We start from the raw sequence: 19,865 nt of genomic DNA, 5'->3' as shown, positions 1-19,865 counted from the left end.
GGGGAAAACAGCATGACACCGATTTCCACTGGGTCTGAATGGACCTTCGACCTGATCGATGAATACGACCGCGAAATCCGCAAGATCGCGGTGGATGAATTCAAGTTGGACGTGTATCCCAACCAACTGGAAGTGATTACTGCCGAGCAGATGATGGACGCTTACTCCTCGGTGGGCATGCCGGTGAATTACCACCACTGGAGCTTCGGCAAGCATTTCGTTTCCACCGAAAAAAGCTACAAGCGTGGCCAGATGGGACTGGCCTACGAAATCGTCATCAATTCCAGCCCCTGCATTGCTTACCTGATGGAAGAAAATTCCATGACCATGCAGGCGCTGGTGATCGCCCATGCAGCGTATGGCCACAACAGCTTCTTCAAGGGCAACTACCTGTTCCGCGCCTGGACCGATGCCTCGGCCATCATCGACTATCTGGTGTTTGCCAAGTCCTATATCAGCAAATGCGAGGAGCGCTATGGCATTGATGCTGTGGAAGAATTGCTGGACTCCTGCCATGCCTTGATGAACTACGGCGTGGATCGCTACAAGCGACCGCAAAAACTGTCACTGGCCGAAGAACAAGCCCGGCAGGAAGAGCGCGAACAGTATCTGCAAATGCAGGTGAACGATCTGTGGCGTACCATCCCGCGCCGCGACAAGGATGATGCCAACCGCGAGCCGCCGCGTTTTCCCGCCGAACCGCAGGAAAACCTGCTGTACTTCATCGAAAAGTCCGCGCCTTTGCTGGAGCCGTGGCAGCGCGAGCTGGTGCGCATCGTGCGCAAGGTGGCACAGTATTTCTACCCGCAACGTCAAACCCAGGTGATGAACGAAGGTTGGGCTACGTTCTGGCACTACACCATCCTCAACCGCCTGTACGAAAAAGGCCTGGTAACTGATGGTTTCATGATGGAGTTTTTACAGAGCCACACCAATGTGGTGTACCAGCCACCGGTGACGGCGCGCTGGTATAACGGCATCAACCCGTATGCACTGGGTTTTGCCATGTATCAGGACATCAAGCGCATCTGCGAGAACCCCACCGAGGAAGACAAGGCCTGGTTCCCGGATTTGGCTGGTACGGACTGGCGTGCATCGCTGGAGTTCGCCATGAAGAACTTCAAGGACGAAAGTTTCATTTCGCAGTATTTGTCCCCCAAGCTCATCCGTGAATTCCGCATGTTTTCCATTCGCGATGATGATCAGGAAGACAAGCTGGAGGTTTCAGCCATTCATGATGAAAACGGCTATCGCGACATCCGCAGCAAGCTGGCCGAGCAGTACAACCTGGGCTCGCGCGAGCCGAATATTCAGGTGTGGTCGGTCAATGTGCGTGGCGACCGTAGCCTGACCTTGCGCCATACCATGCATAACCGCCGCCCGCTGGACGAGGGCAGCGCGCAGGAGGTGCTAAAGCATGTGGGGCGGCTGTGGGGCTTTGATGTGCGTCTGGAGAGTGCGGACGGTGATGGCAGCATCACCCAGCGGTTTGAAGTGAAATCCAGCCTGGAACTGCAACGGCTGTAGCATCCAGCAATCAGGAGAAGAGGGGCCTGTTGCAAAACAGGCCCCGGCAGGTCTTAGCGCAGGCCCAGAACATCCTGCATGTCGAACAGCCCGGCAGGCTTTTCAGCCAGCCACTTGGCAGCACGTACGGCACCATTGGCAAAGGTGGCACGGCTGGAGGCCTTGTGCGTGATTTCCACACGCTCGCCCAAGGCGGCAAACAGCACGGTATGATCGCCCACCACATCGCCTGCCCGTACGGTGGCAAAGCCGATGGTGTTGGGATCGCGTTCGCCGGTTACGCCTTCACGGTCATAAACGGCGCACTGCTTCAGATCACGGCCCAATGCGTCGGCAATCACCTCACCCATGCGCAGGGCAGTACCGGACGGTGCATCCACCTTGAAACGGTGATGGGCTTCGGTGATTTCGATGTCGTAACCTTCGTTCAGCACGCGGGCTGCCATGTCCAGCAGCTTGAAGGTGAGGTTGACACCGACACTGAAGTTGGAGGCAAACACGATGCCGATTTTTTCAGCCGCAGCCTTGATGGCAGCCTTGCCGGCATCATCAAAACCGGTCGTACCGATGATCATCTGCACCGCATGCTGCTGGCACTGTTCCAGATAAGCCAGTGTTGCTTCCGGGCGAGTAAAGTCAATGACCACATCGGCACCGGGCAGGGCGGCAGCGAAGTCGCTGGAAATCTTTACGCCGGTCTGCTGTCCGATGAACAGGCCGGCATCCTGGCCAATGAAATCCGAGCCCGCACGATCCACTGCAGCGTGGAGGCGCGTACCGGGTGTGGCCAGCACCGATTCGATCAGCGTGCGGCCCATACGACCGGCAGCACCAACAATGATGACTTTCAGTTCGCTCATTGTTTCTGGCCTTCCTGCACGACGGGCTGTGCCTGCTGAGCCGGAGCCGAGGCATCAACCGGCAGGATTGCGCGCTCGGCCGGCTGCGCCGAACCTTCCACACGCACCATGGTGTCGCCTTCAAAGAATACGGTCAGCAATTTCTTGTCCACCAGCGTGCCCTGCTTGGTATCCTGATAAGGATAGTCCCAGCGGTTGCTGTGGAAGGCATCGGTCAGCAGCGGTGTACCCAGCAGAAAGCGGACCTGCGAGCGCGTCATGCCGGGTTTGAGTTTAGCCACGGCATCTTCCGTGACATAGTTGCCCTGCTGGATTTCCATTTTATAGGGAGAAATCCAGTGGACGGGATTCATGGAAGTGCAGCCGGAGAGGGCAATGACGGCAGCGATGATCAGGGCGCGCATGAGACTCCGATGAGCTGAGTAATAATTAACTGGTGATGTTAGGCAAAGCCGCAAAAAGGCTTTATCATGCTTCAAAAATCGACCCAATTTATATCACGATGAGCAAAGCCAGTCACCTTAAAGATATCGGCCTGAAGGCTACCGGTCCACGTCTGAAAATTCTCGACCTGTTTGAGATGACAGAAGACCGCCATATGTCTGCCGAAGATGTCTACCGCAAACTGCTGGCCGAAAATATCGACATCGGCCTGGCCACCATTTACCGCGTGCTCACCCAGTTCGAACAGGCGGGCATTCTGGTGCGCCACCATTTCGAGTCCGGCAAGGCTGTTTACGAACTGAACCAGGGCGGCCATCACGATCACATGGTATGTGTGAAGTGCGGCAGCGTAATGGAGTTCTTCGATCCGGAAATCGAAGCACTGCAGGATCGTATCGCCGAGCAGCATGGTTTCCGCATTGCTGAACACGCACTGTACCTGTACGGCGAATGTGTCGAATGCCAGGGCAAGTCCGGCAGTAAATAATGATTCCCTGGCTTGGCCAAGAACTGGTTTTTCCGCCGGTTCGTACCGCACTGGCCGAGCCTGATGGCCTGCTGGCCGCAGGTGGCGACCTGTCGCCTGCCCGCCTGCTGCTGGCTTACTCCCAAGGTATTTTCCCCTGGTTTTCCGAAGGCGAGCCCATTTTGTGGTGGTCGCCATCCCGGCGCATGGTGCTGTTTCCCGAGCAGTTGCATGTTCGGCGCTCACTGGACAAGGTGCTGCGCAATCGCCGTTTCCACGTAAGCATAGACACGGCGTTCCGACAGGTGATTGAGGCATGTGCCGCCCCGCGCGATGGCGAGGCCGGCACCTGGATCATCCCTTCAATGGTCGAGGCATACTGCAGGCTGCATGCGCTTGGTGTGGCGCACTCCTTTGAAGTGTGGATGGATGGCGAACTGGCCGGTGGCCTGTACGGTGTTGGTCTGGGGCGGATGTTCTATGGCGAATCAATGTTTTCGCATCGTACCGATGCCTCCAAGATTGCCTTTGTCCACATGGCACGTCATCTGGCATGTCATGGGGTGGAGATGATCGATTGCCAGATGCACACCCCACATCTGGAAAGCCTGGGCGCAACACTGATTCCAAGAGCCTTATTTCTTGCTAAGCTGAAGCAGAGTACGCTTGAACCCCAGGCGGACAGCATGTGGACCTATCGCTTCGACAATGAGCCATCGTGATGCCCCATCGGCGGTTGCTATCCATTTTTACGCGACTGCACCCTATCCATGTAGCTATCTGGACGACCACCAGGCGCGGTCGCAGGTCGCTATTCCCGCCGAGGCGATTGACGCGGCGGTGTATAGCCAGTTGGTCAAGCTAGGATTCCGTCGTAGTGGCCTGTATACCTATCGTCCCTACTGTGACAGTTGCCAGGCTTGTGTGCCGGTCAGGCTGCCGGTGGCCGATTTTCAGCCTAACCGGAGTCAGCGTCGCAGCTGGAAACGTCTGCAGCAAATGGAAGTCAGGCTGTTGCCGCTGGAGTTCCACGAAGACCATTACCAGCTTTATCACCGCTATCAGCAATCTCGCCATGCCGGTGGTGGCATGGCCGAAGACAATGTGCAGCAGTATTCCGAGTTCATCTTGAAGAGTGGTGTGGAGAGTGTGCTGGCGGAGTTCCGTCTGGAAGGGGCGCTGAAAATGGTCAGCCTGATCGACCGCTTGTCCGATGGCTTGTCTGCGGTCTACACCTTCTACGACCCAGATGATGCCCAAGCTGGCTACGGCGTATTCAATGTAATGTGGCAGATTGAGCTGGCGCGCGTGTGGGAGCTGCCTTATTTGTATCTGGGTTACTGGATTGCTGATTGCCGCAAGATGGCCTACAAATCGCAGTATCGACCCCTGGAGTGCTTGCGTAATGGGCGTTGGGTAAAGATGACGGTAACGCCATAAAGGGGATCAATGCCAAACAGGCTGACCATGGTCAGCCTGTTTGGTTGATGGCGCTGGTAATCTGCAATCAGAAGGGCACGACACGATCGTCGCCGCTGCCCGTCAGCACCCGCACTCGCTGGCCGGCAGCCAGCGGGATATCGGCATCCTGGACGATGGAAATCATGCGTCCACTGCCATCAAGTTTCACGGTGACTTCCAGCGCATTCTTGGTACCCATGCTTCGTTGGGCTGCCTGTGTACCAAAACCGCCAGCCAATGCACCAACGATGCCACCGGCAATGGAGCCACGGCCGCCACCCAGTTCGCTACCTGCCAAGCCACCTAATGCGGCACCGCCCAGAGTCAGCAGTTCGTTGTTTTTGCCTTCCATCTTGACGTTGTTTACCGAAACTACCGTGCCGAGTTCAACGGTTTGTGCGCGGCGCATCTGGCCTTGCGAATAGACTGCAGCCGAGTCTGAGGTGGCGCAGCCGGCCAGCAGGCCGAGTGAAAGGCTGCCCAGCAAGGCCAGGCGGGTCATCTTGTAGAACATGATGGGCTCCTTGTAATCAGTTTCGAGTTTGTTGCTGCAAGTACTGCGCAATGGCTTGGCTACACTGGGAAATCAGCGGCGGGCCTTGATAGATCAGGCCGCTGTACAACTGTACCAGTGTGGCACCGGCTTGCAGTTTTTCCACCGCATCTTCTCCGCTGAGAATGCCGCCTACACCGATGATGGGCAGGCTGCCGTCCAGTTCACGGGCCAGTTTGCGGATCAGTTGCGTAGAGCGCTCGCGTACCGGCGCGCCAGACAGGCCACCAGCCTCGTCCTGCAACGGGTGGCCGGCAATTTCAACGCGTGACAGCGTGGTATTGGTGGCAATCACGCCATCAATTTTGTTGACGGTCAGCAGACGGGCGATGTCGGCAATCTGTTCGTCGTCCAGATCCGGGGCGATTTTCACCGCCAGTGGTACATAGCGGCCATGCTGATCAGCCAGTTGCTGCTGTCGCGTTTTCAGGGCGGCTAGCAGGCGGGACAGCTCATCCCCCTGTTGCAGTTGGCGCAGGTTCTTGGTGTTGGGGGAGGAAATGTTAACGGTGATATAGCTGGCATAGGCATACACCTTGTCCAGGCAGATCAGGTAGTCGTCCACCGCATTTTCGATCGGGGTAACGGCATTTTTACCGATATTGATGCCCAGTACGCCGTTGAAGTGGCAATTGCGCACATTGTCCAACAGTACATCGACACCACGGTTGTTGAAGCCCATGCGGTTGATGATGCCCTGGTGCTCCGGCACGCGGAACAGACGTGGCTTGGGGTTGCCATCTTGTGGGCGTGGCGTGATGGTGCCGATTTCCAGAAAACCGAAGCCCAGTGCCGCCAGCGCATCGATATGATCGCCGTTTTTATCCAGCCCTGCCGCCAGGCCAACTGCATTGGGAAAGGTCAGCCCCATGGCCTTGACCGGTGCGCGTGTTGCTGTCGGTGCTGCCAGCGACAACAGGCGCATCTGGTGTGCCTTGTCCAGCAGGTGCAGGGTGTGTTCGTGGGCAGTTTCTGCGTCAAATCTGAACAGCAGAGGGCGCAGAAGGGGGTAGAGCATCGGTCTCTCCGGAGTGAATATGCCCGCTAGTATAACCGCGCAAGGGGGCTAAACCGAAGTTTTGCCAGTCGGGGAGGGGACGAGCCGACCGGCAACAGGCTGCTCAGCGTATCTGGCAGGCGTCGGCAAAGTCGAAACGTGGTGAGCGTGGGTGCAGTTTCTCCACATCGCCGTAGCCCAGATTGATCAGGAAGTTGGATTTGAACCGTCCGTCCGGGAAAAAAGCCTGATCCACGCCGGCATTGTCAAAGCCTGACATCGGACCGCAGTCCAGTCCCAGCGCGCGCGCCGCCATGATCAGGTAAGCACCTTGCAGGCTGCTGTTGCGTGCGGCAGTGGATTCAATCGCCGCAGCATTGCCTTCAAACCAGCTTTTGGCATCGGCATGCGGGTACAGGCGCGGCAGGTGTTCGTAGAATTGCATATCCTGGGCCACGATTACGCATACCGGTGCGCTGAGGGTTTTTTCCACATTGCCTTCCATCAGGAAGGGGCGCAGCTGTGCCTTGGCTTCGCTGCTCTTGAGGAATACAAAGCGTGCCGGGGAGGCATTGGCACTGGTGGGGCAAAGCTTGAGCAGGTCAAACAGCTGCTGCAGGGTTTCATCACTGATGTCGCGCTGCTGCCAGTGGCTGTGGGTGCGGGCATTGTGAAACAGTTGTGCCAGTGCGGCTGCCGGTAATGGGGTGCTCATGTGGGTGTCCTGTCGTTTGTTGTGGGCTACTTGCCGGCAGGCGCAGCGGCTGCCGGAGCGGGCATCGGGGCCGGGGTGGTGGAGGGCTGCGATGGCAGCACTTCTGCCTCGTTCTGGTCTTCGGCCAGCACGGTGATCGATACGCGGCGGTTGGTGGCGCGGCCATCCGGCGTGGCATTGTCTGCTACCGGCAGGTTTTCACCACGCCCAACAGCAACCAGGCGTGAAGGGCTGATCCCGTTCTCCTGGAACAAGCGCACCACGCTGCCGGCGCGGGCGGCGGACAGCTCCCAGTTGGACGGGTAGGTGCTGGTTTTGATCGGCACGTTGTCGGTAAAGCCTTCCACCCGGATCTGGTTGCCCACCTTGGACAGCAGGGCGGCCATGCCGGCCATGATCTGGCGCGACTGGTCGTTGGGCGAAGCCTGACCTACCGGGAAGAGGGCGGTGTCGCGGATGTCCACGGTAATACCCTTGGGGCTTTGGGTGATATTGACTTGTCCGCCCTTGACCAGTGGATCCATCACCTTGGCCATGTCGGCTGCCAGCGAGCCCAGCTTGGCGTTGGGTTCGACGTGGTGATCCCCGGTGACGGCCTTGGCAATAGGCTTGGTCTGGGGGATTTCTATCATGGTATTGGCCCCGCCGGTGGGCGGGGTGGTGTTGATATTGATGGTGGAGCCACTGCGGAAGGCGTCGACAATGGCCGAGGACAGTACCCGGTACTTGCCCTCATTGACCGAGGAAATGGCATACATCACCACGAAAAAGGCAAACAGCAGGGTGATGAAGTCGGCGTAGGAAACCAGCCAGCGCTCGTGGTTCTCGTGCTCTTCTTCCTGCCGGCGTCTTCTGCGTGCCATTTCGTGCTCCGTGGCGGTATGAGGTGGTCAGAACAGGCGAGTATTGAACAGGCTGCGTACGCCGCCAGCAAACTCCACGCCAATCTTGCGCGCCACGCGGCTGGACAGGTCATCCTGCTGGGTGTAGTCCACTGTTTTTTCTGCCTTGATCACATCGCGGGCTACCGAGCGGGTATTGCCCAGGCCATCAGCCAGCCCCAGCGGAATGCCTTTTTCGCCAATCCATACCATGCCGGAGAACAACTGCGGGTCGTTTTTAAGCCGACTGCCACGACCATCCTTGACGGCCTTGATGAATTGCTGGTGGATGTCATCCAGCAATTGCTGGCGGATGGCGTCCTGTTTGGGATTGACCGGGGAGAAGGGGTCACCCATGGCCTTGTTTTCGCCAGCGGTTTTCAGGCGGCGCTCCACGCCCAGCTTGTCCATCAGGCCGGTAAAGCCAAAGCCGTCAGACAGTACGCCGATGGAGCCGATGATGCTGGCCTTGTCCACAAAGATCTTGTCTGCGGCGGCGGCAATGTAATAGCAACCGGAGGCGCATACCTCTTGCACCGTGACGTAAACCGGAATGGCGGGGTGTAATTTCTTCTGGCGGCGGATTTCATCATAGGCCATGCCGGACAGTACCGGGCTGCCGCCAGGGCTGTTGGCCTCGATGATGATGCCACGGGTGCCACTGTCGCTGTAGGCATCTCCCAGTGCGGCGCTCAGTTTTTCAGCCGTATTGTTTTCGCTGTCGATTACGCCATCCAGGCTGATGACGGCGGTGTGGCCGCTGCCGGTGAGTGCCTCGGCTGATTTGTCTTCATTGCGCAGGAAGGCGGTGGCCAGCAGGCCGACGATAATGCCCAGCCACACCAGACGGAAGAAGATTTTCCAGCGCCGGGCGCGGCGTTGTTCCACCACGGCGGCCATGGCCAGTTTTTCCACCAGTTGACGTTCCCAATTTGGAGTGTCGTTCATTGCAGTTGCCCTGATTGCGGATGTCGGCAGTCTAACAAAATTCAGTCTGGCATGACATTCAGCCATACCTTGCCATCAGCTTCGACCAATGAAAGGGCCTGCAGGCTTTGGCCGCGACAGGGGCCGCCAACGCAGCGGCCATTATTGGGCAGGTAGAGCGCGCCGTGCATGCTGCACACCAGGTATTGGCCGGATAGATCAAAAATATTGCCGTCTTCCAGATCCAGTTCGATCGGGATATGCCGGCAGGCATTCACATAGCCGTAAACCCGGCCCTGATAGCGCAGGGCGATGGCGGATTGCGGCTTGCCGTCCCGGCCTGTGATTTCAAAGCGCACCGCGCGGCCACTATCCAGCAGGGCGGTGCTGTCGCAGATCAGTCTAGCCGTGTCAGCAGCCATTGCTGCAACTCCGCAAAGCTGTGGACGATGGTCTGCGGCTGGCAATCCTGCAGCAGTCCCACGTCGTGCGCGCCATAGCTGACCCCCACGCCATGGGCACGGGCATTCAGGGCCATGTTGAGGTCGTGGCTGGTGTCACCAATCATCACCGTGCGCGCCAGTTCCACACCCAGTTCATCGCTGATTTCCTGCAGCATGGCCGGGTGCGGCTTGGAATGGCATTCGTCCACGGTGCGGGTGGCATCAAACATTGGCCCCAGGCCGGTTTCTGCCAGCAGGCGATTAAGACCTACCCGGCTGTTGCCCGTGGCCACCGCCATGAATACGCCACGCTCGCGCAGCGCGTGCAGACCTTCGCGCACGCCGTCAAACAGCGTTACGCCCTCGTCGCTGCTGCGGTAATGGCGGATAAAGCATTCGGTCAGCGCCTTGTGCTGGGCATCATCGAGGCCGGGGCAGGCCAGATGCAGGGCCTGATCCAGCCGCAGACCAATCACATGACTGGCGGCCTGACGGTCAGGTACGGGCAGTCCCAGCTCGCGGCAGGCATTCTGGATGGAATGGGTGATGTGCGCGGTGGAATCCATCAGCGTGCCGTCCCAATCGAATACCAGCAGGTCGTAGTGGCGTGCCATCAGTTTCTCAGCTTTTTCAGAAAGCCCTCCAGCTCGGCTGGCAGCGGCGCTTCCAGCTTCAACGGCTCGCCGGTGAGCGGGTGGGGCAGCGTCAGGCTGCGGGCATGCAGGAACATGCGTTTCAGGCCGCGCTTGGCCAATTCTTTATTAAAGGCAAAATCGCCGTATTTTTCGTCACCGGCAATCGGGCAGCCGCTAGCCTGCATATGTACGCGGATTTGATGCGTACGGCCGGTGCGCAGATGGGCTTCCACCAGGGTGAAGTCGGCAAAGCGCTCCACCACGCTGAAATTGGTGTGGGCAAACTGGCCATCGTCGCCCTCGGCCACCTTGACGCGACGCTCGCCATCGGCGGTATGGAACTTGAACAAAGGCAGCTTGACGCTTTTGTTGCTCGGGTCCCACGAGCCCAGGCCCAGCGCCAGATAGCGTTTGTCCGGCACATTGGCACGCATCATGTCGTGCAGCTTGACCAAGGCAGAGCGCTTCTTGGCCAGCATCAGCAGGCCGGAGGTTTCCCGGTCCAGCCGGTGTACCAGTTCCAGATACTTCCAGTCCGGGTGCGCCTTGCGCAGTTGCTCGATCACGCCAAACGACACGCCACTGCCACCATGTACGGCCACGCCGGCGGGCTTGTCGATCACCAGCAGGGCATTGTCTTCGTATACCACCGGAAAGCTGCCCGGCGGCACATCATTGACCGGGCGTTCGGCCACGCGAATGGGCGGGATGCGGATCTGGTCGCCAGCCTGGATGCGATAGGACGCGTCGATCCGGCCCTTGTTCACCCGGACTTCGCCCGAGCGCAAGATGCGATAAATATGGCTTTTGGGCACGCCTTTTAGGATGCGTACCAGGAAGTTGTCCAGCCTTTGGCCGGAATCTCCATCGTCCACGTCAAGAAACGTGACGGAGTCTTTGCGAATGTCAGTCATATTGCTTATACTTCGTGCGCTCGACCGCACATTTCAGTGCGATGACAGCGTTCCGGAAAGCCATGGTCACAGGCAGTATTGCCGCGTGATGCTGCTGCGGGAAAGTGAACCGGCCGGCAGGGTGTTGACCCTGACCTGATGCCGCGTCAACCGGCCGCAGCCAAGGTTAACTCGCTCACCAAAAAGCAGCGATGGTAATGCATTTAGTCGCATAACGCACTCACGAGTATTCCATTTCCTGATGCAGAGCCAGTCAGGAGATCTTGCAGCAAAGTTTGACCCGGCACGCAGCCCTCCAGTTTGTCCAGCTCGCCCGCGATGGCGGGCTGGGAGAAAATTTCCGATGCGCTAATGCGCTCAAACCCCCGGGCACGTGTGAATTTAGTCAGGAAGTAGGCTTGATATCTCGGTTGTAATGATCTTTATACCAACACTTCTTTCGGAAAGCGCCCATCAATAGCCTCTGGGCCGTCAAATACTGGCTGCATCCCTTGCGTGAGTGCCGCGCAGGGAACGTTTATGAAACGCATGTTGTTTAATGCAACGCAGGCTGAAGAGCTGCGCGTTGCCATCGTCGACGGGCAAAAGCTGGTCGACCTCGATATCGAAACCGTTGGCAAAGAACAACGTAAAGGGAATATCTACAAGGGCATCATCACCCGTATCGAGCCCTCCCTCGAAGCGTGCTTTGTCGATTACGGCACCGAACGTCACGGCTTTTTGCCGTTCAAGGAAGTTTCCCGCTCCTATTTCCAGGGCTATGACGGCGGTCGTCCGCGTATTCAGGACGTGCTGCGCGAAGGCATGGAAGTGGTTGTTCAGGTAGAAAAGGACGAGCGTGGCAACAAGGGTGCCGCCCTCACCACCTATATCAGCTTGGCTGGCCGCTATCTGGTATTGATGCCCAATAACCCGCGTGGTGGTGGCGTTTCGCGCCGCATCGAGGGTGAAGAGCGTCAGGAGCTGAAAGACCTGCTGGCCCAGCTGGAAGTCCCCAATGGCATGAGCCTGATTGCCCGTACCGCCGGTATTGGCCGCAATCTGGAAGAACTGCAATGGGACATGGGCTATCTGATGCAGCTGTGGCGTGCCATTGAAGGTGCGGCCGGTTCGCAAAGCGCGCCTTTCCTGATTCTGCAGGAAGGCAGCTTGGTGATTCGCGCCATCCGTGATTACTACCATCCGGATATCGGCGAAATCCTGATCGACACCGACGAAATCTACGAACAGGCCCGTCAGTTCATGAGCCACGTGATGCCCAATATGGTGCACCGCGTAAAACTGTACAAAGATCACGTACCGCTGTTCTCCCGCTTCCAGATCGAACACCAGATCGAAACCGCCTTCTCGCGCAGCGTGCAGCTGCCGTCCGGTGGTGCCATCGTGATCGACCACACCGAAGCGCTGGTCTCCATCGACGTCAACTCCGCCCGCTCCACCAAGGGTGCGGACATCGAGGAAACCGCACTGCGTACCAACGTTGAAGCCGCCGAAGAAATCGCCCGCCAGCTGCGTCTGCGCGACCTGGGCGGTTTGATCGTGATCGACTTCATCGACATGGAAAACCCGAAAAACCAGCGTGAAGTGGAAAACAAGCTGCGCGATGTACTGAAGCACGACCGTGCCCGCGTACAAATGGGCAAGCTGTCCCGCTTTGGCCTGCTGGAACTGTCGCGTCAACGCCTGCAACCGTCGCTGGGTGAAACCAGCCACGAGCCTTGCCCGCGTTGCCATGGCATCGGCTTCATCCGTGGTACCGAATCCTCCGCCCTGCACATCCTGCGCATCATCCAGGAAGAGGCAATGAAGGAAAACACCGGTGCGGTACACGCACAGGTGCCGGTAGATGTCGCCACCTTCCTCTTGAACGAGAAGCGTGCCGAAATCCACTCCATCGAAGAACGTCTGGATGTGGATGTGGTGTTGATTCCCAACATCCATCTGGAAACCCCGCACTACAAGATCGCCCGTATCCGTCACGACGATCTGGCCGAGCTGGGTGATGGCCCGAGCTATCTGCGCGTGGAAGTGCAAGAAGAAGACATCATCACCAACTTTGGTCTGGAAAAGCCCAAGGTTGAACGCCAGGAAGCCGCCGTCAAGGGAATCACTCCGCAGCAGCCGGCTCCGGTATCCACTCAGCCTGTCGCTGCAGCCGCCCCAGTCGTGGCCGAGCAGGGCGTGGTCAGCCGCTTCTTTGGCTGGGTGAAGAGCCTGTTTGCCGAGCCGGAAGCAGCACCGCAGGAAACCGAAAAGAAAAAACCAGCCACTGCTGCTGGCCAGCGTGACAGTCAGCGTAACGGCAACCGTCAGCGCAATAACGAACGTCGTCCGGGTAGCCAGGCGCGTCGTGACCATCACGACCGTCGCCAGGGCGAAGAAACCGGCAAGCGTCCGGCCGAAGCACGTGCCGATGGTGAGCGCCAGGATGGCCGTCGCCCGTCGCAACGTGGTGAGCGTGCTGACCGTCAAGAACGTCCAGAGCGTGTAGAGCGCCAGGAACGTGCCGAGCGTCCGGAGCGTGCTGAACGCAGTGAACAGCCGCAGCGCGAGCCGCGTCAGCGTCGTGAGCGCGAGCCGCGTGAAAACCGCGAAGCGCGTGAACAGAATGCCCGCCCGCAGACTGAAGAGCGTAACGAGCAAGCTGCACCGCAAGCCGCTGAAAAGCCGTCCCGCCGCCGCCAACAGACCGAGCGCAACGAGGCTGACAAGCCGGTAGCTGCCGCACAGGAAGAACTGAACCTGAACAGCGCCGAAGGCGTGGAAGCTGCCGCCGAGTCTGCCGAGCAGCAAGAGCGTGGTGAACGTGGTCGTCGTCGTCGTGGCCGTCGTGATCGCCGTCGTGACAACGTCGAAGGTGATAACACCGCTCAAGTGGCTGAAGCCGCCGCAGGCGATGTGACTGCCGAAGTGGCTGTTGCTGGTGTGGCTGCCGCTGCTGCCGTTGCCGTGGCTGCAGAAGCTACTGTTGCAGTGGACGCCGTGGAAGTTACCGTGGCCCCGGTCGAGGTCGCACAAGAAGTTGTTGCTCCGGTGGCTGCACCGGTCGAGACGGTCGCTGTTGAAGCTGCACCCGAACCGGCTGCCCAGGCAGAGCAAGTGGTTGTAGCCGAGCTTGTAGCGCCTGCACCGGTTGTCGCTGCCGAAGCACCTGTTGCTGTCGAGACTGCTGAAGTTGCCGAAGTGGCTGCCCCGCTGGAGCAGGTCAGCACGGTGGTGGAAACCCAGGTTGCAGCAAGCGAAGCGGTCATCGCCGAAGTGGCAGCCGTTGCCGAGGTACCGGCCCAGGCTGAAGTAGTAGCTGCTGCCGTGACTGAGGTGGTGGTTGAGCAGGCTGCTGTCGCAGAAGCGCAGGTCCAGATCCAGACTCAAGTCCAGCCGCAAGCAGAAGCTGCATTGCCGGCCGATCTGGGTGGCCTGGTCATGGTAGCAACCAAGGCTGTCTCTGTAGCGGAGGTTCCGCAGGTGGAAGTGCCGGCTGGCCCGCGCCGTCGTGACGTGGTCCGTCAGGCAGAAGAGCAGCATGTGGCTATCGAGCTGAAGCAAGTGGAAACCCGCAACAACTGATGCATGAATCGCCCCTGCAAAAAACGCTTGCAGGGGCTTGACGATTCGCTCAGGTATTTATAAAATAGCTTTCTCTTTAGGCGATTCCCTGATAGCTCAGTTGGTAGAGCGACGGACTGTTAATCCGCAGGTCGCAGGTTCGAGCCCTGCTCGGGGAGCCAAGCATTCAAAGCCCAGTCAGCAATGACTGGGCTTTTTGCATTGTGCTGTCAGTACCGGCTGTGCTCGTGCACAATCTGTCAGATAACAACAAGTGGCAACTGAAAGGGGTTGGGGTGTCGATCACGCTGAAAAACGTGCGCTATTTTGTTGCCGTGGCTGAAATGGAATCCATTTCCCGTGCGGTGCAGGACTTGAATGTGTCGCAATCGGTGGTGACCGAAGCCATCCGTGCCTTGGAAGATGACCTGGGCGTGCAGCTGTTTACCCGCCACGCGCGTGGCATGAGTCTGACCCATGCCGGTTACCAGTTTCTGCGCCATGCCCACCAGATTCTGGCCTCAGTGCGCCATGCCCGCGAGGCGCTATCTACGCGGCCGGATGCCGTCACCGGCCAGCTTAATATTGGCGTCACCAGCCTGGTATGCGGTTACTTCCTGCCCTATCTGCTGGAGCGTTTTCGCAGCACCTTTCCGCAAGTGGAAGTGCGGGTGGTGGAAGATCAGCGAGATTACATCGAACACTTGCTGGTTAATGGCGAGCTGGATGCAGCCGTGTTAATCGTCTCCAATGTGCAGAACCGTCAGGCGCTGCATACCGAGGTATTGCAGCAATCCAGCTATCGCTTGTGGCTGCCTGCCGGTCATCGCTTGCTGGATGGTGGCATGGTGATGCTGTCCGAGCTGGCGGATCAGCCACTGGTGGCCTTGAAACTGGATGAGCTGGAAGACGTTGCCACTGCCTTGTGGCGGCAAATTGGCCGCAAGCCACAACTGGCGGTGCGCACCGCATCGGTGGAGGCCATGCGCAGCCTGGTGGCTACCGGGGCTGGTCTTGCCATCATGCCGGATGTGCTGTATCGCCCCTGGTCGCTGGAAGGGGACCGGCTGGAGGTGCTGCCCTTGCAGGAGGAGACGCCGACGCTGGAGGTTGGGGTGGTGTGGCGGCGCGGTATGCAGGTTTCTGACAACACGCATAACTTCCTTACCCTGGCCAGAGAATACAGTCGCAGCCACAAACAGACCTTCTCCTGATATCTGTTTAATAGATAATTAATCACTACTGATCGTAAATCTGGATATCTTGCTCAATGTCATCCAGCAGGCTCGGCCTGCTTGGTGGCCAAGTGCCGTTTCTGCTGACCGTCTTATTCCCATCTGCTTGCATCTGGCATGGGCTATCTGTTTTTCCAATTGCTGTCATTGGCCACACTGGCTAGGGACTGTGGTGAACACTGCCTAGAATCGGCTGACACATTCCCAGACGCACAATGCGCAGTCCTTGGAGAAGGAGAAACGTGATGCAAAGCAGCCTGATTCGCCTGACCGCCGCCCTGGTCAGTTCCAGCCTGATTGCCCCCGCCGTGCTGGCCGCACCGCTGACCAGCCTGGGCAAGCCGGAAGGCAAGCTCAATATCATCGCCTGGCCCGGCTATATCGAGCGTGGCCAAAGCGACAAAAACTACGACTGGGTGACCGGCTTTGAAAAAGCCACCGGTTGCCAGGTGAACGTGAAGACTGCGGCGACCTCGGATGAAATGGTGTCGCTGATGAATTCGCCCAATTACGACCTGGTGACGGCATCGGGTGATGCCTCGCTGCGGCTGATTTATGGCAAGAAGGTGCAGGAAATCAATCCGGCGCTGATCCCCAGCTGGAACACGCTGGACCCACGGGTGAAAAACGGCAACTGGTTCACCGTGGCTGGCAAGCCTTATGGCGTTCCCTACCAGTGGGGGGCCAACTTCCTGATGTACAACAGCAAGATCTTCCCCAAAGCGCCGACCAGCTGGTCGGTGGTGTTTGAGCCAGGCAATCTGCCGGACGGTAAGCCCAACAAGGGCCGGGTGCAGGCCTACGACGGTGCTATCTACATTGCCGACGCTGCACTTTATCTGATGCACAAGAACCCCAAGCTGGGCATCAAGGACCCGTATGAGCTGAACGAAGCCCAATACGCCGCCGTGCTGAAGCTGCTGCGCCAGCAAAAGGGCCTGACCCATCGTTACTGGCACGATGTCACGGTACAGATGAACGACTTCAAGAAAGAAGGCGTGGCGGTTTCCAGTGCCTGGGGTTACACCATCAACACCCTGCAGGCCGAGAAATTCCCGGTAGCCGGCACCATTCCGCAGGAAGGGGCCACCGGCTGGGCCGATACCACCATGTTGCATGCCCAGGCGCAGCATCCGGTGTGTGCCTACAAGTGGATGGAATGGTCGCTCAACAAGAACTTGCAATCAGGACTGGCCGAGTGGTTTGGTTCCAACCCGGTGGTGGCCGATGCCTGCAAGACCAAGGCCCCAGGCGGCAGCAACTTCTGCCAGAGCAACGGTTTTGACCGCTTCGGCCAGATCCGCTTCTGGCGCACCCCGGTGGCCAAGTGTGGCCAGGGTAGCTGCGTACCTTATAGCCGCTGGACTGCCGATTACATTGCCATCATGGGCGGTCGCTGACCGCATGCAGAACATGCTGTCTGCCGGTGTGGTGCCGGTGGACAGCCGGGAGCTTTGTTCATGAGCCTTGCCGTCCGTTTTCAACAGGTCAGCCGCCATTATGATGCCGTGCGCGCGGTAGACCAGATCGACCTGGCCATTGCCGAGGGCGAATTCTTTTCCATGCTGGGGCCGTCCGGCTCCGGCAAAACCACCAGTTTGCGGCTGATTGCCGGTTTCGAGCAGCCCAGCAGTGGCTCCATCCAGATATTCGGTCGCGAAGCCGCCGGGCTGCCGCCCAATCTGCGCGACGTGAATACCGTGTTCCAGGACTACGCACTGTTTCCGCACATGAGCGTGCTGGACAACGTAGCCTATGGGCTGATGATCAAGGGTGTGGCCCGCGCCGAGCGTCACCGCCGTGCCGAAGCCATGCTGGAAATGGTCAAGCTGGGGCAGTACGGCAGCCGCCGCCCGTCGGCCCTGTCCGGTGGCCAGCGTCAGCGTGTGGCGCTGGCACGGGCGCTGATTCTGCAGCCGCGTGTACTGCTGCTGGATGAACCGCTGGGCGCGCTGGACCTGAAGCTGCGCGAACAGATGCAGACCGAGCTGAAGGCCCTGCAACGCAAGCTGGGCATTACCTTCATCTATGTCACCCATGATCAGGGCGAGGCCTTGTCGATGTCGGACCGGGTGGCGGTGTTCAACAAGGGCCGTATCGAGCAGATTGCCGCTCCGCAAGAGCTGTACACCCGCCCGGCTACCGCCTTTGTGGCGGACTTTGTCGGCACCTCCAATGTATTCGATGCTGCCTGGGCTGCCAGCCTGACCGGCCAGCAGCAGGCCTTTGCGGTACGACCGGAGCGCATCCGTCCGGCGCAAGACGGCCAGGATGGAGACGGCATCCGCCTGCCCACCCGCCTGCTGGATGTGCAGAACCTGGGGGCAGTGAGTCGTTACGAACTGGAAGCCGGCCCTGAGCGCATCATCAGCATGGTGCTGCCCAATGACGATGCGGCTGCCACCCTGGCGCTGACACCGGGCCAGGCGGTCACCATCTGGCTGCCGACACAGGCCATGCATGCACTGGCCGGTTGAGGAGGACAAAATGATGACTGCTTCGCTGCCGCAAGGGCAGATACCGACCTCCCGGCAGGGCCTGCTGGTGCGCCTGGGCATCACCCTCTACCGTCACCCCGGCTTGCAGCTGGTGCTGCTGCTGGCACTGCCGCTGCTGTGGTTCGTGCTGGTTTATTTGGGGGCGTTGTGCACGCTGCTGGCCCAAAGCGTATTCACTTTTGACGACTTCACCATGTCGGTCAGCCGGGAACTGACGCTGGATAACTACCGCCAGCTGCTGTCACCGGCCAATCTGGACGTGGTGCTGCGTACCCTCAGCATGGCCTCGCTGGTGTCGCTGGCCTCGGCGGTGCTGGCATTTCCGCTGGCCTATTACATGGTGCGTTATGCCCGTGGCTGGCAGAAGGGCTTCTTTTATGTGGCGGTAATGCTGCCGATGTGGGCCAGCTATATCGTCAAGGTCTATGCCTGGACAGTCTTGCTGGCCAAGGGCGGCATTGTGTACTGGGCTTATCAGTCGCTGGGTTTGCAGGGCATTGTCGACTGGCTGATGACGCTGCCGCTGCTGGGGGGCAATTCGCTCACCACCTCCAACCTGGGCCGCTTTACCGTGTTCACCTATATCTGGCTGCCCTTCATGATCCTGCCGATTCAGGCTGCGCTGGAGCGGGTACCGGCCAATCTGCTGCAGGCCAGCAGCGATCTGGGAGCCAGCGGCGCGCAAACCTTCCGGCATGTGATTTTGCCGCTGGCCTTTCCGGGGGTGGTGGCTGGTTCCATCTTCACCTTTTCACTGACCTTGGGCGATTACATCATCCCGCAGCTGATCGGCCCTTCCGGCCTGTTCATCGGCTCGATGGTGTACACCATGCAGGGTTCCATCGGCAATATGCCGCTGGCTGCCGCTTTTACCGTGGTGCCGGTATGCATTATCGGGCTGTACCTGCTGGGTGCCCGCAAACTGGGAGCGTTCGATGCACTCTGATCAATCCGACCGCGCCCCGTGGTGGCTGCGCTTGCTGGCCTTTGGCGGCATCGGTTTCCTGTTTCTGCCCATCGCGGTGATTGTGCTGTATGCCTTCAATGCGGAAAGCTCCGGTTACAGCTTTCCACCACAGGGCTTTACCCTGGGCTGGTTTGCTGCTGCTTTCGCCCGTGATGACGTACTGGCGGCCATCGGCCTGTCGCTGCGGCTGGCGGCACTGGCCACCGTGCTGGCGCTGCTGCTGGGCACGCTGGCTGCCGCTGCGCTGTACCGGCGTGATTTTCTGGGCAAGGACGCCATCACCATGATATTGATTTTGCCGATTGCGTTACCTGGCATCATCACCGGCATTGCCTTGCTGTCGGCTTTCCGCCTGGCAGACATCACACCCGGTTTCTGGACCATTGCCATCGGCCACGCCACCTTCTGCGTGGTGGTGGTGTACAACAACGTGATTGCCCGCTTTCGCCGCATCAGCACCAGCTTGCTGGAGGCCTCACAAGACCTGGGTGCCAATATGTGGCAGAGCTTTCGCTACGTCATCCTGCCGCAGATTGCCACCGCGCTGCTGGCGGGCGGCATGCTGGCCTTTGCCTTGAGTTTTGACGAGATTATCGTCACCACCTTTACCGCCGGTAACGAAGTGACGCTGCCCATCTGGATGCTGAACCAGCTGACCCGGCCGCGCGATGTACCCATTACCAACGTAGTGGCCCTGTGCGTGATGCTGATGACCGCACTGCCCATTCTGGCCGCTTATACCCTGACCCGTGGCACGGAAGACATTGCCGGCAGCGGCAAATAGACGAGGACTGAG

20 protein-coding genes and 1 tRNA gene are annotated in these 19,865 nt (G+C 59.0%); 11 read left to right on the top strand and 10 right to left on the bottom strand.

Annotation, left to right across the window (positions count from 1 at the left end; genetic code table 11):
- Window positions 1–12 precede the first annotated feature (12 nt).
- Window positions 13–1,527: a SpoVR family protein gene (locus ACODR9_RS07210; RefSeq protein WP_488808479.1), complete on the top strand. Its 1,515-nt coding sequence runs from the start codon at window positions 13–15 to the stop codon at window positions 1,525–1,527.
- A 53-nt stretch (window positions 1,528–1,580) separates the two neighbouring features.
- On the opposite strand, the gene dapB is transcribed toward ACODR9_RS07210, so the two are convergent.
- Complete coding sequence (dapB, locus tag ACODR9_RS07205) at window positions 1,581–2,387, bottom strand: 4-hydroxy-tetrahydrodipicolinate reductase (RefSeq protein ID WP_488808478.1); 807 nt, start codon at window positions 2,385–2,387, stop codon at window positions 1,581–1,583.
- Window positions 2,384–2,791, bottom strand: a complete 408-nt coding sequence (locus ACODR9_RS07200; RefSeq protein ID WP_488808477.1) for an outer membrane protein assembly factor BamE — start codon at window positions 2,789–2,791, stop codon at window positions 2,384–2,386. Before ACODR9_RS07200 ends, dapB begins: the two co-directional genes overlap by 4 nt.
- A gap of 98 nt (window positions 2,792–2,889) precedes the next feature.
- Here ACODR9_RS07200 and fur point away from each other — a divergent pair, with 98 nt between their 5' ends.
- From fur to ACODR9_RS07185, 3 genes are read left to right on the top strand one after another with little or no spacing between them, the layout of a single operon-like run.
- A complete protein-coding gene (fur, locus tag ACODR9_RS07195) occupies window positions 2,890–3,318 on the top strand; it encodes a ferric iron uptake transcriptional regulator (protein WP_159878473.1) in 429 nt (142 codons plus the stop codon).
- Entirely contained in the window at window positions 3,318–4,019 is a 702-nt protein-coding gene (aat, locus tag ACODR9_RS07190) for a leucyl/phenylalanyl-tRNA--protein transferase (protein WP_488808476.1), read from the top strand. The genes fur and aat overlap by 1 nt, the downstream gene beginning before the upstream one ends.
- A complete protein-coding gene (locus ACODR9_RS07185; RefSeq protein ID WP_488808475.1) occupies window positions 4,006–4,737 on the top strand; it encodes an arginyltransferase in 732 nt (243 codons plus the stop codon). Before aat ends, ACODR9_RS07185 begins: the two co-directional genes overlap by 14 nt.
- Window positions 4,738–4,804: 67 nt before the next feature.
- Here the strand turns inward: ACODR9_RS07185 and ACODR9_RS07180 are convergent, their stop codons facing one another.
- From ACODR9_RS07180 to ACODR9_RS07145, 8 genes are all read right to left on the bottom strand, one after another.
- Window positions 4,805–5,272, bottom strand: coding sequence for an outer membrane lipoprotein (locus tag ACODR9_RS07180; protein ID WP_159878467.1), 468 nt, complete (start codon window positions 5,270–5,272; stop codon window positions 4,805–4,807).
- A gap of 16 nt (window positions 5,273–5,288) precedes the next feature.
- Entirely contained in the window at window positions 5,289–6,329 is a 1,041-nt protein-coding gene (locus ACODR9_RS07175; protein WP_488808473.1) for a quinone-dependent dihydroorotate dehydrogenase, read from the bottom strand.
- 103 nt (window positions 6,330–6,432) lie between these two features.
- A complete protein-coding gene (locus tag ACODR9_RS07170; protein ID WP_488808472.1) occupies window positions 6,433–7,023 on the bottom strand; it encodes a malonic semialdehyde reductase in 591 nt (196 codons plus the stop codon).
- A gap of 26 nt (window positions 7,024–7,049) precedes the next feature.
- Entirely contained in the window at window positions 7,050–7,886 is an 837-nt protein-coding gene (motD, locus tag ACODR9_RS07165; RefSeq protein WP_488808471.1) for a flagellar motor protein MotD, read from the bottom strand.
- Between the two features lie 27 nt (window positions 7,887–7,913).
- Complete coding sequence (locus ACODR9_RS07160) at window positions 7,914–8,852, bottom strand: S49 family peptidase (RefSeq protein WP_488808470.1); 939 nt, start codon at window positions 8,850–8,852, stop codon at window positions 7,914–7,916.
- Between the two features lie 41 nt (window positions 8,853–8,893).
- Window positions 8,894–9,253 (bottom strand): Rieske (2Fe-2S) protein, encoded by a 360-nt coding sequence (locus ACODR9_RS07155; RefSeq protein ID WP_488808469.1) that lies wholly within the window; start codon window positions 9,251–9,253, stop codon window positions 8,894–8,896.
- Window positions 9,229–9,888: an HAD-IA family hydrolase gene (locus ACODR9_RS07150; protein WP_488808468.1), complete on the bottom strand. Its 660-nt coding sequence runs from the start codon at window positions 9,886–9,888 to the stop codon at window positions 9,229–9,231. The genes ACODR9_RS07155 and ACODR9_RS07150 overlap by 25 nt, the downstream gene beginning before the upstream one ends.
- Window positions 9,888–10,823 carry an RluA family pseudouridine synthase gene (locus ACODR9_RS07145; protein WP_488808467.1) on the bottom strand — a complete coding sequence of 312 codons (936 nt, stop codon included), beginning with the start codon at window positions 10,821–10,823 and terminating at the stop codon, window positions 9,888–9,890. The genes ACODR9_RS07150 and ACODR9_RS07145 overlap by 1 nt, the downstream gene beginning before the upstream one ends.
- Before the next feature lie 519 nt (window positions 10,824–11,342).
- Between ACODR9_RS07145 and ACODR9_RS07140 the strand changes: the two genes are divergently transcribed.
- From ACODR9_RS07140 to ACODR9_RS07110, 7 genes are all read left to right on the top strand, one after another.
- On the top strand, window positions 11,343–14,390 hold the full coding sequence (locus ACODR9_RS07140; protein WP_488808466.1) for an Rne/Rng family ribonuclease: 3,048 nt from the start codon (window positions 11,343–11,345) through the stop codon (window positions 14,388–14,390).
- Between the two features lie 85 nt (window positions 14,391–14,475).
- Window positions 14,476–14,551: transfer RNA gene (locus tag ACODR9_RS07135), tRNA-Asn, on the top strand.
- A gap of 66 nt (window positions 14,552–14,617) precedes the next feature.
- Window positions 14,618–15,583 carry a LysR family transcriptional regulator gene (locus ACODR9_RS07130; protein WP_488808465.1) on the top strand — a complete coding sequence of 322 codons (966 nt, stop codon included), beginning with the start codon at window positions 14,618–14,620 and terminating at the stop codon, window positions 15,581–15,583.
- A 266-nt stretch (window positions 15,584–15,849) separates the two neighbouring features.
- Window positions 15,850–17,004, top strand: a complete 1,155-nt coding sequence (locus ACODR9_RS07125; protein ID WP_488808464.1) for an ABC transporter substrate-binding protein — start codon at window positions 15,850–15,852, stop codon at window positions 17,002–17,004.
- Window positions 17,005–17,064: 60 nt separating this feature from the next.
- Window positions 17,065–18,081 carry an ABC transporter ATP-binding protein gene (locus ACODR9_RS07120; RefSeq protein WP_488808463.1) on the top strand — a complete coding sequence of 339 codons (1,017 nt, stop codon included), beginning with the start codon at window positions 17,065–17,067 and terminating at the stop codon, window positions 18,079–18,081.
- 10 nt (window positions 18,082–18,091) lie between these two features.
- Window positions 18,092–19,048 carry an ABC transporter permease gene (locus ACODR9_RS07115; protein WP_488808462.1) on the top strand — a complete coding sequence of 319 codons (957 nt, stop codon included), beginning with the start codon at window positions 18,092–18,094 and terminating at the stop codon, window positions 19,046–19,048.
- The gene (locus tag ACODR9_RS07110; RefSeq protein WP_488808461.1) at window positions 19,038–19,853 is read left to right on the top strand and encodes an ABC transporter permease; all 816 of its coding nucleotides are present in this window, start codon (window positions 19,038–19,040) and stop codon (window positions 19,851–19,853) included. Before ACODR9_RS07115 ends, ACODR9_RS07110 begins: the two co-directional genes overlap by 11 nt.
- Window positions 19,854–19,865: the final 12 nt, after the last annotated feature.

It is taken from the genome of Aquitalea sp. FG25, from assembly GCF_057809375.1.
The sequence above is the reverse complement of the archived record's forward strand: the minus strand, read 5'-3'. Positions and strand labels throughout refer to the sequence as shown.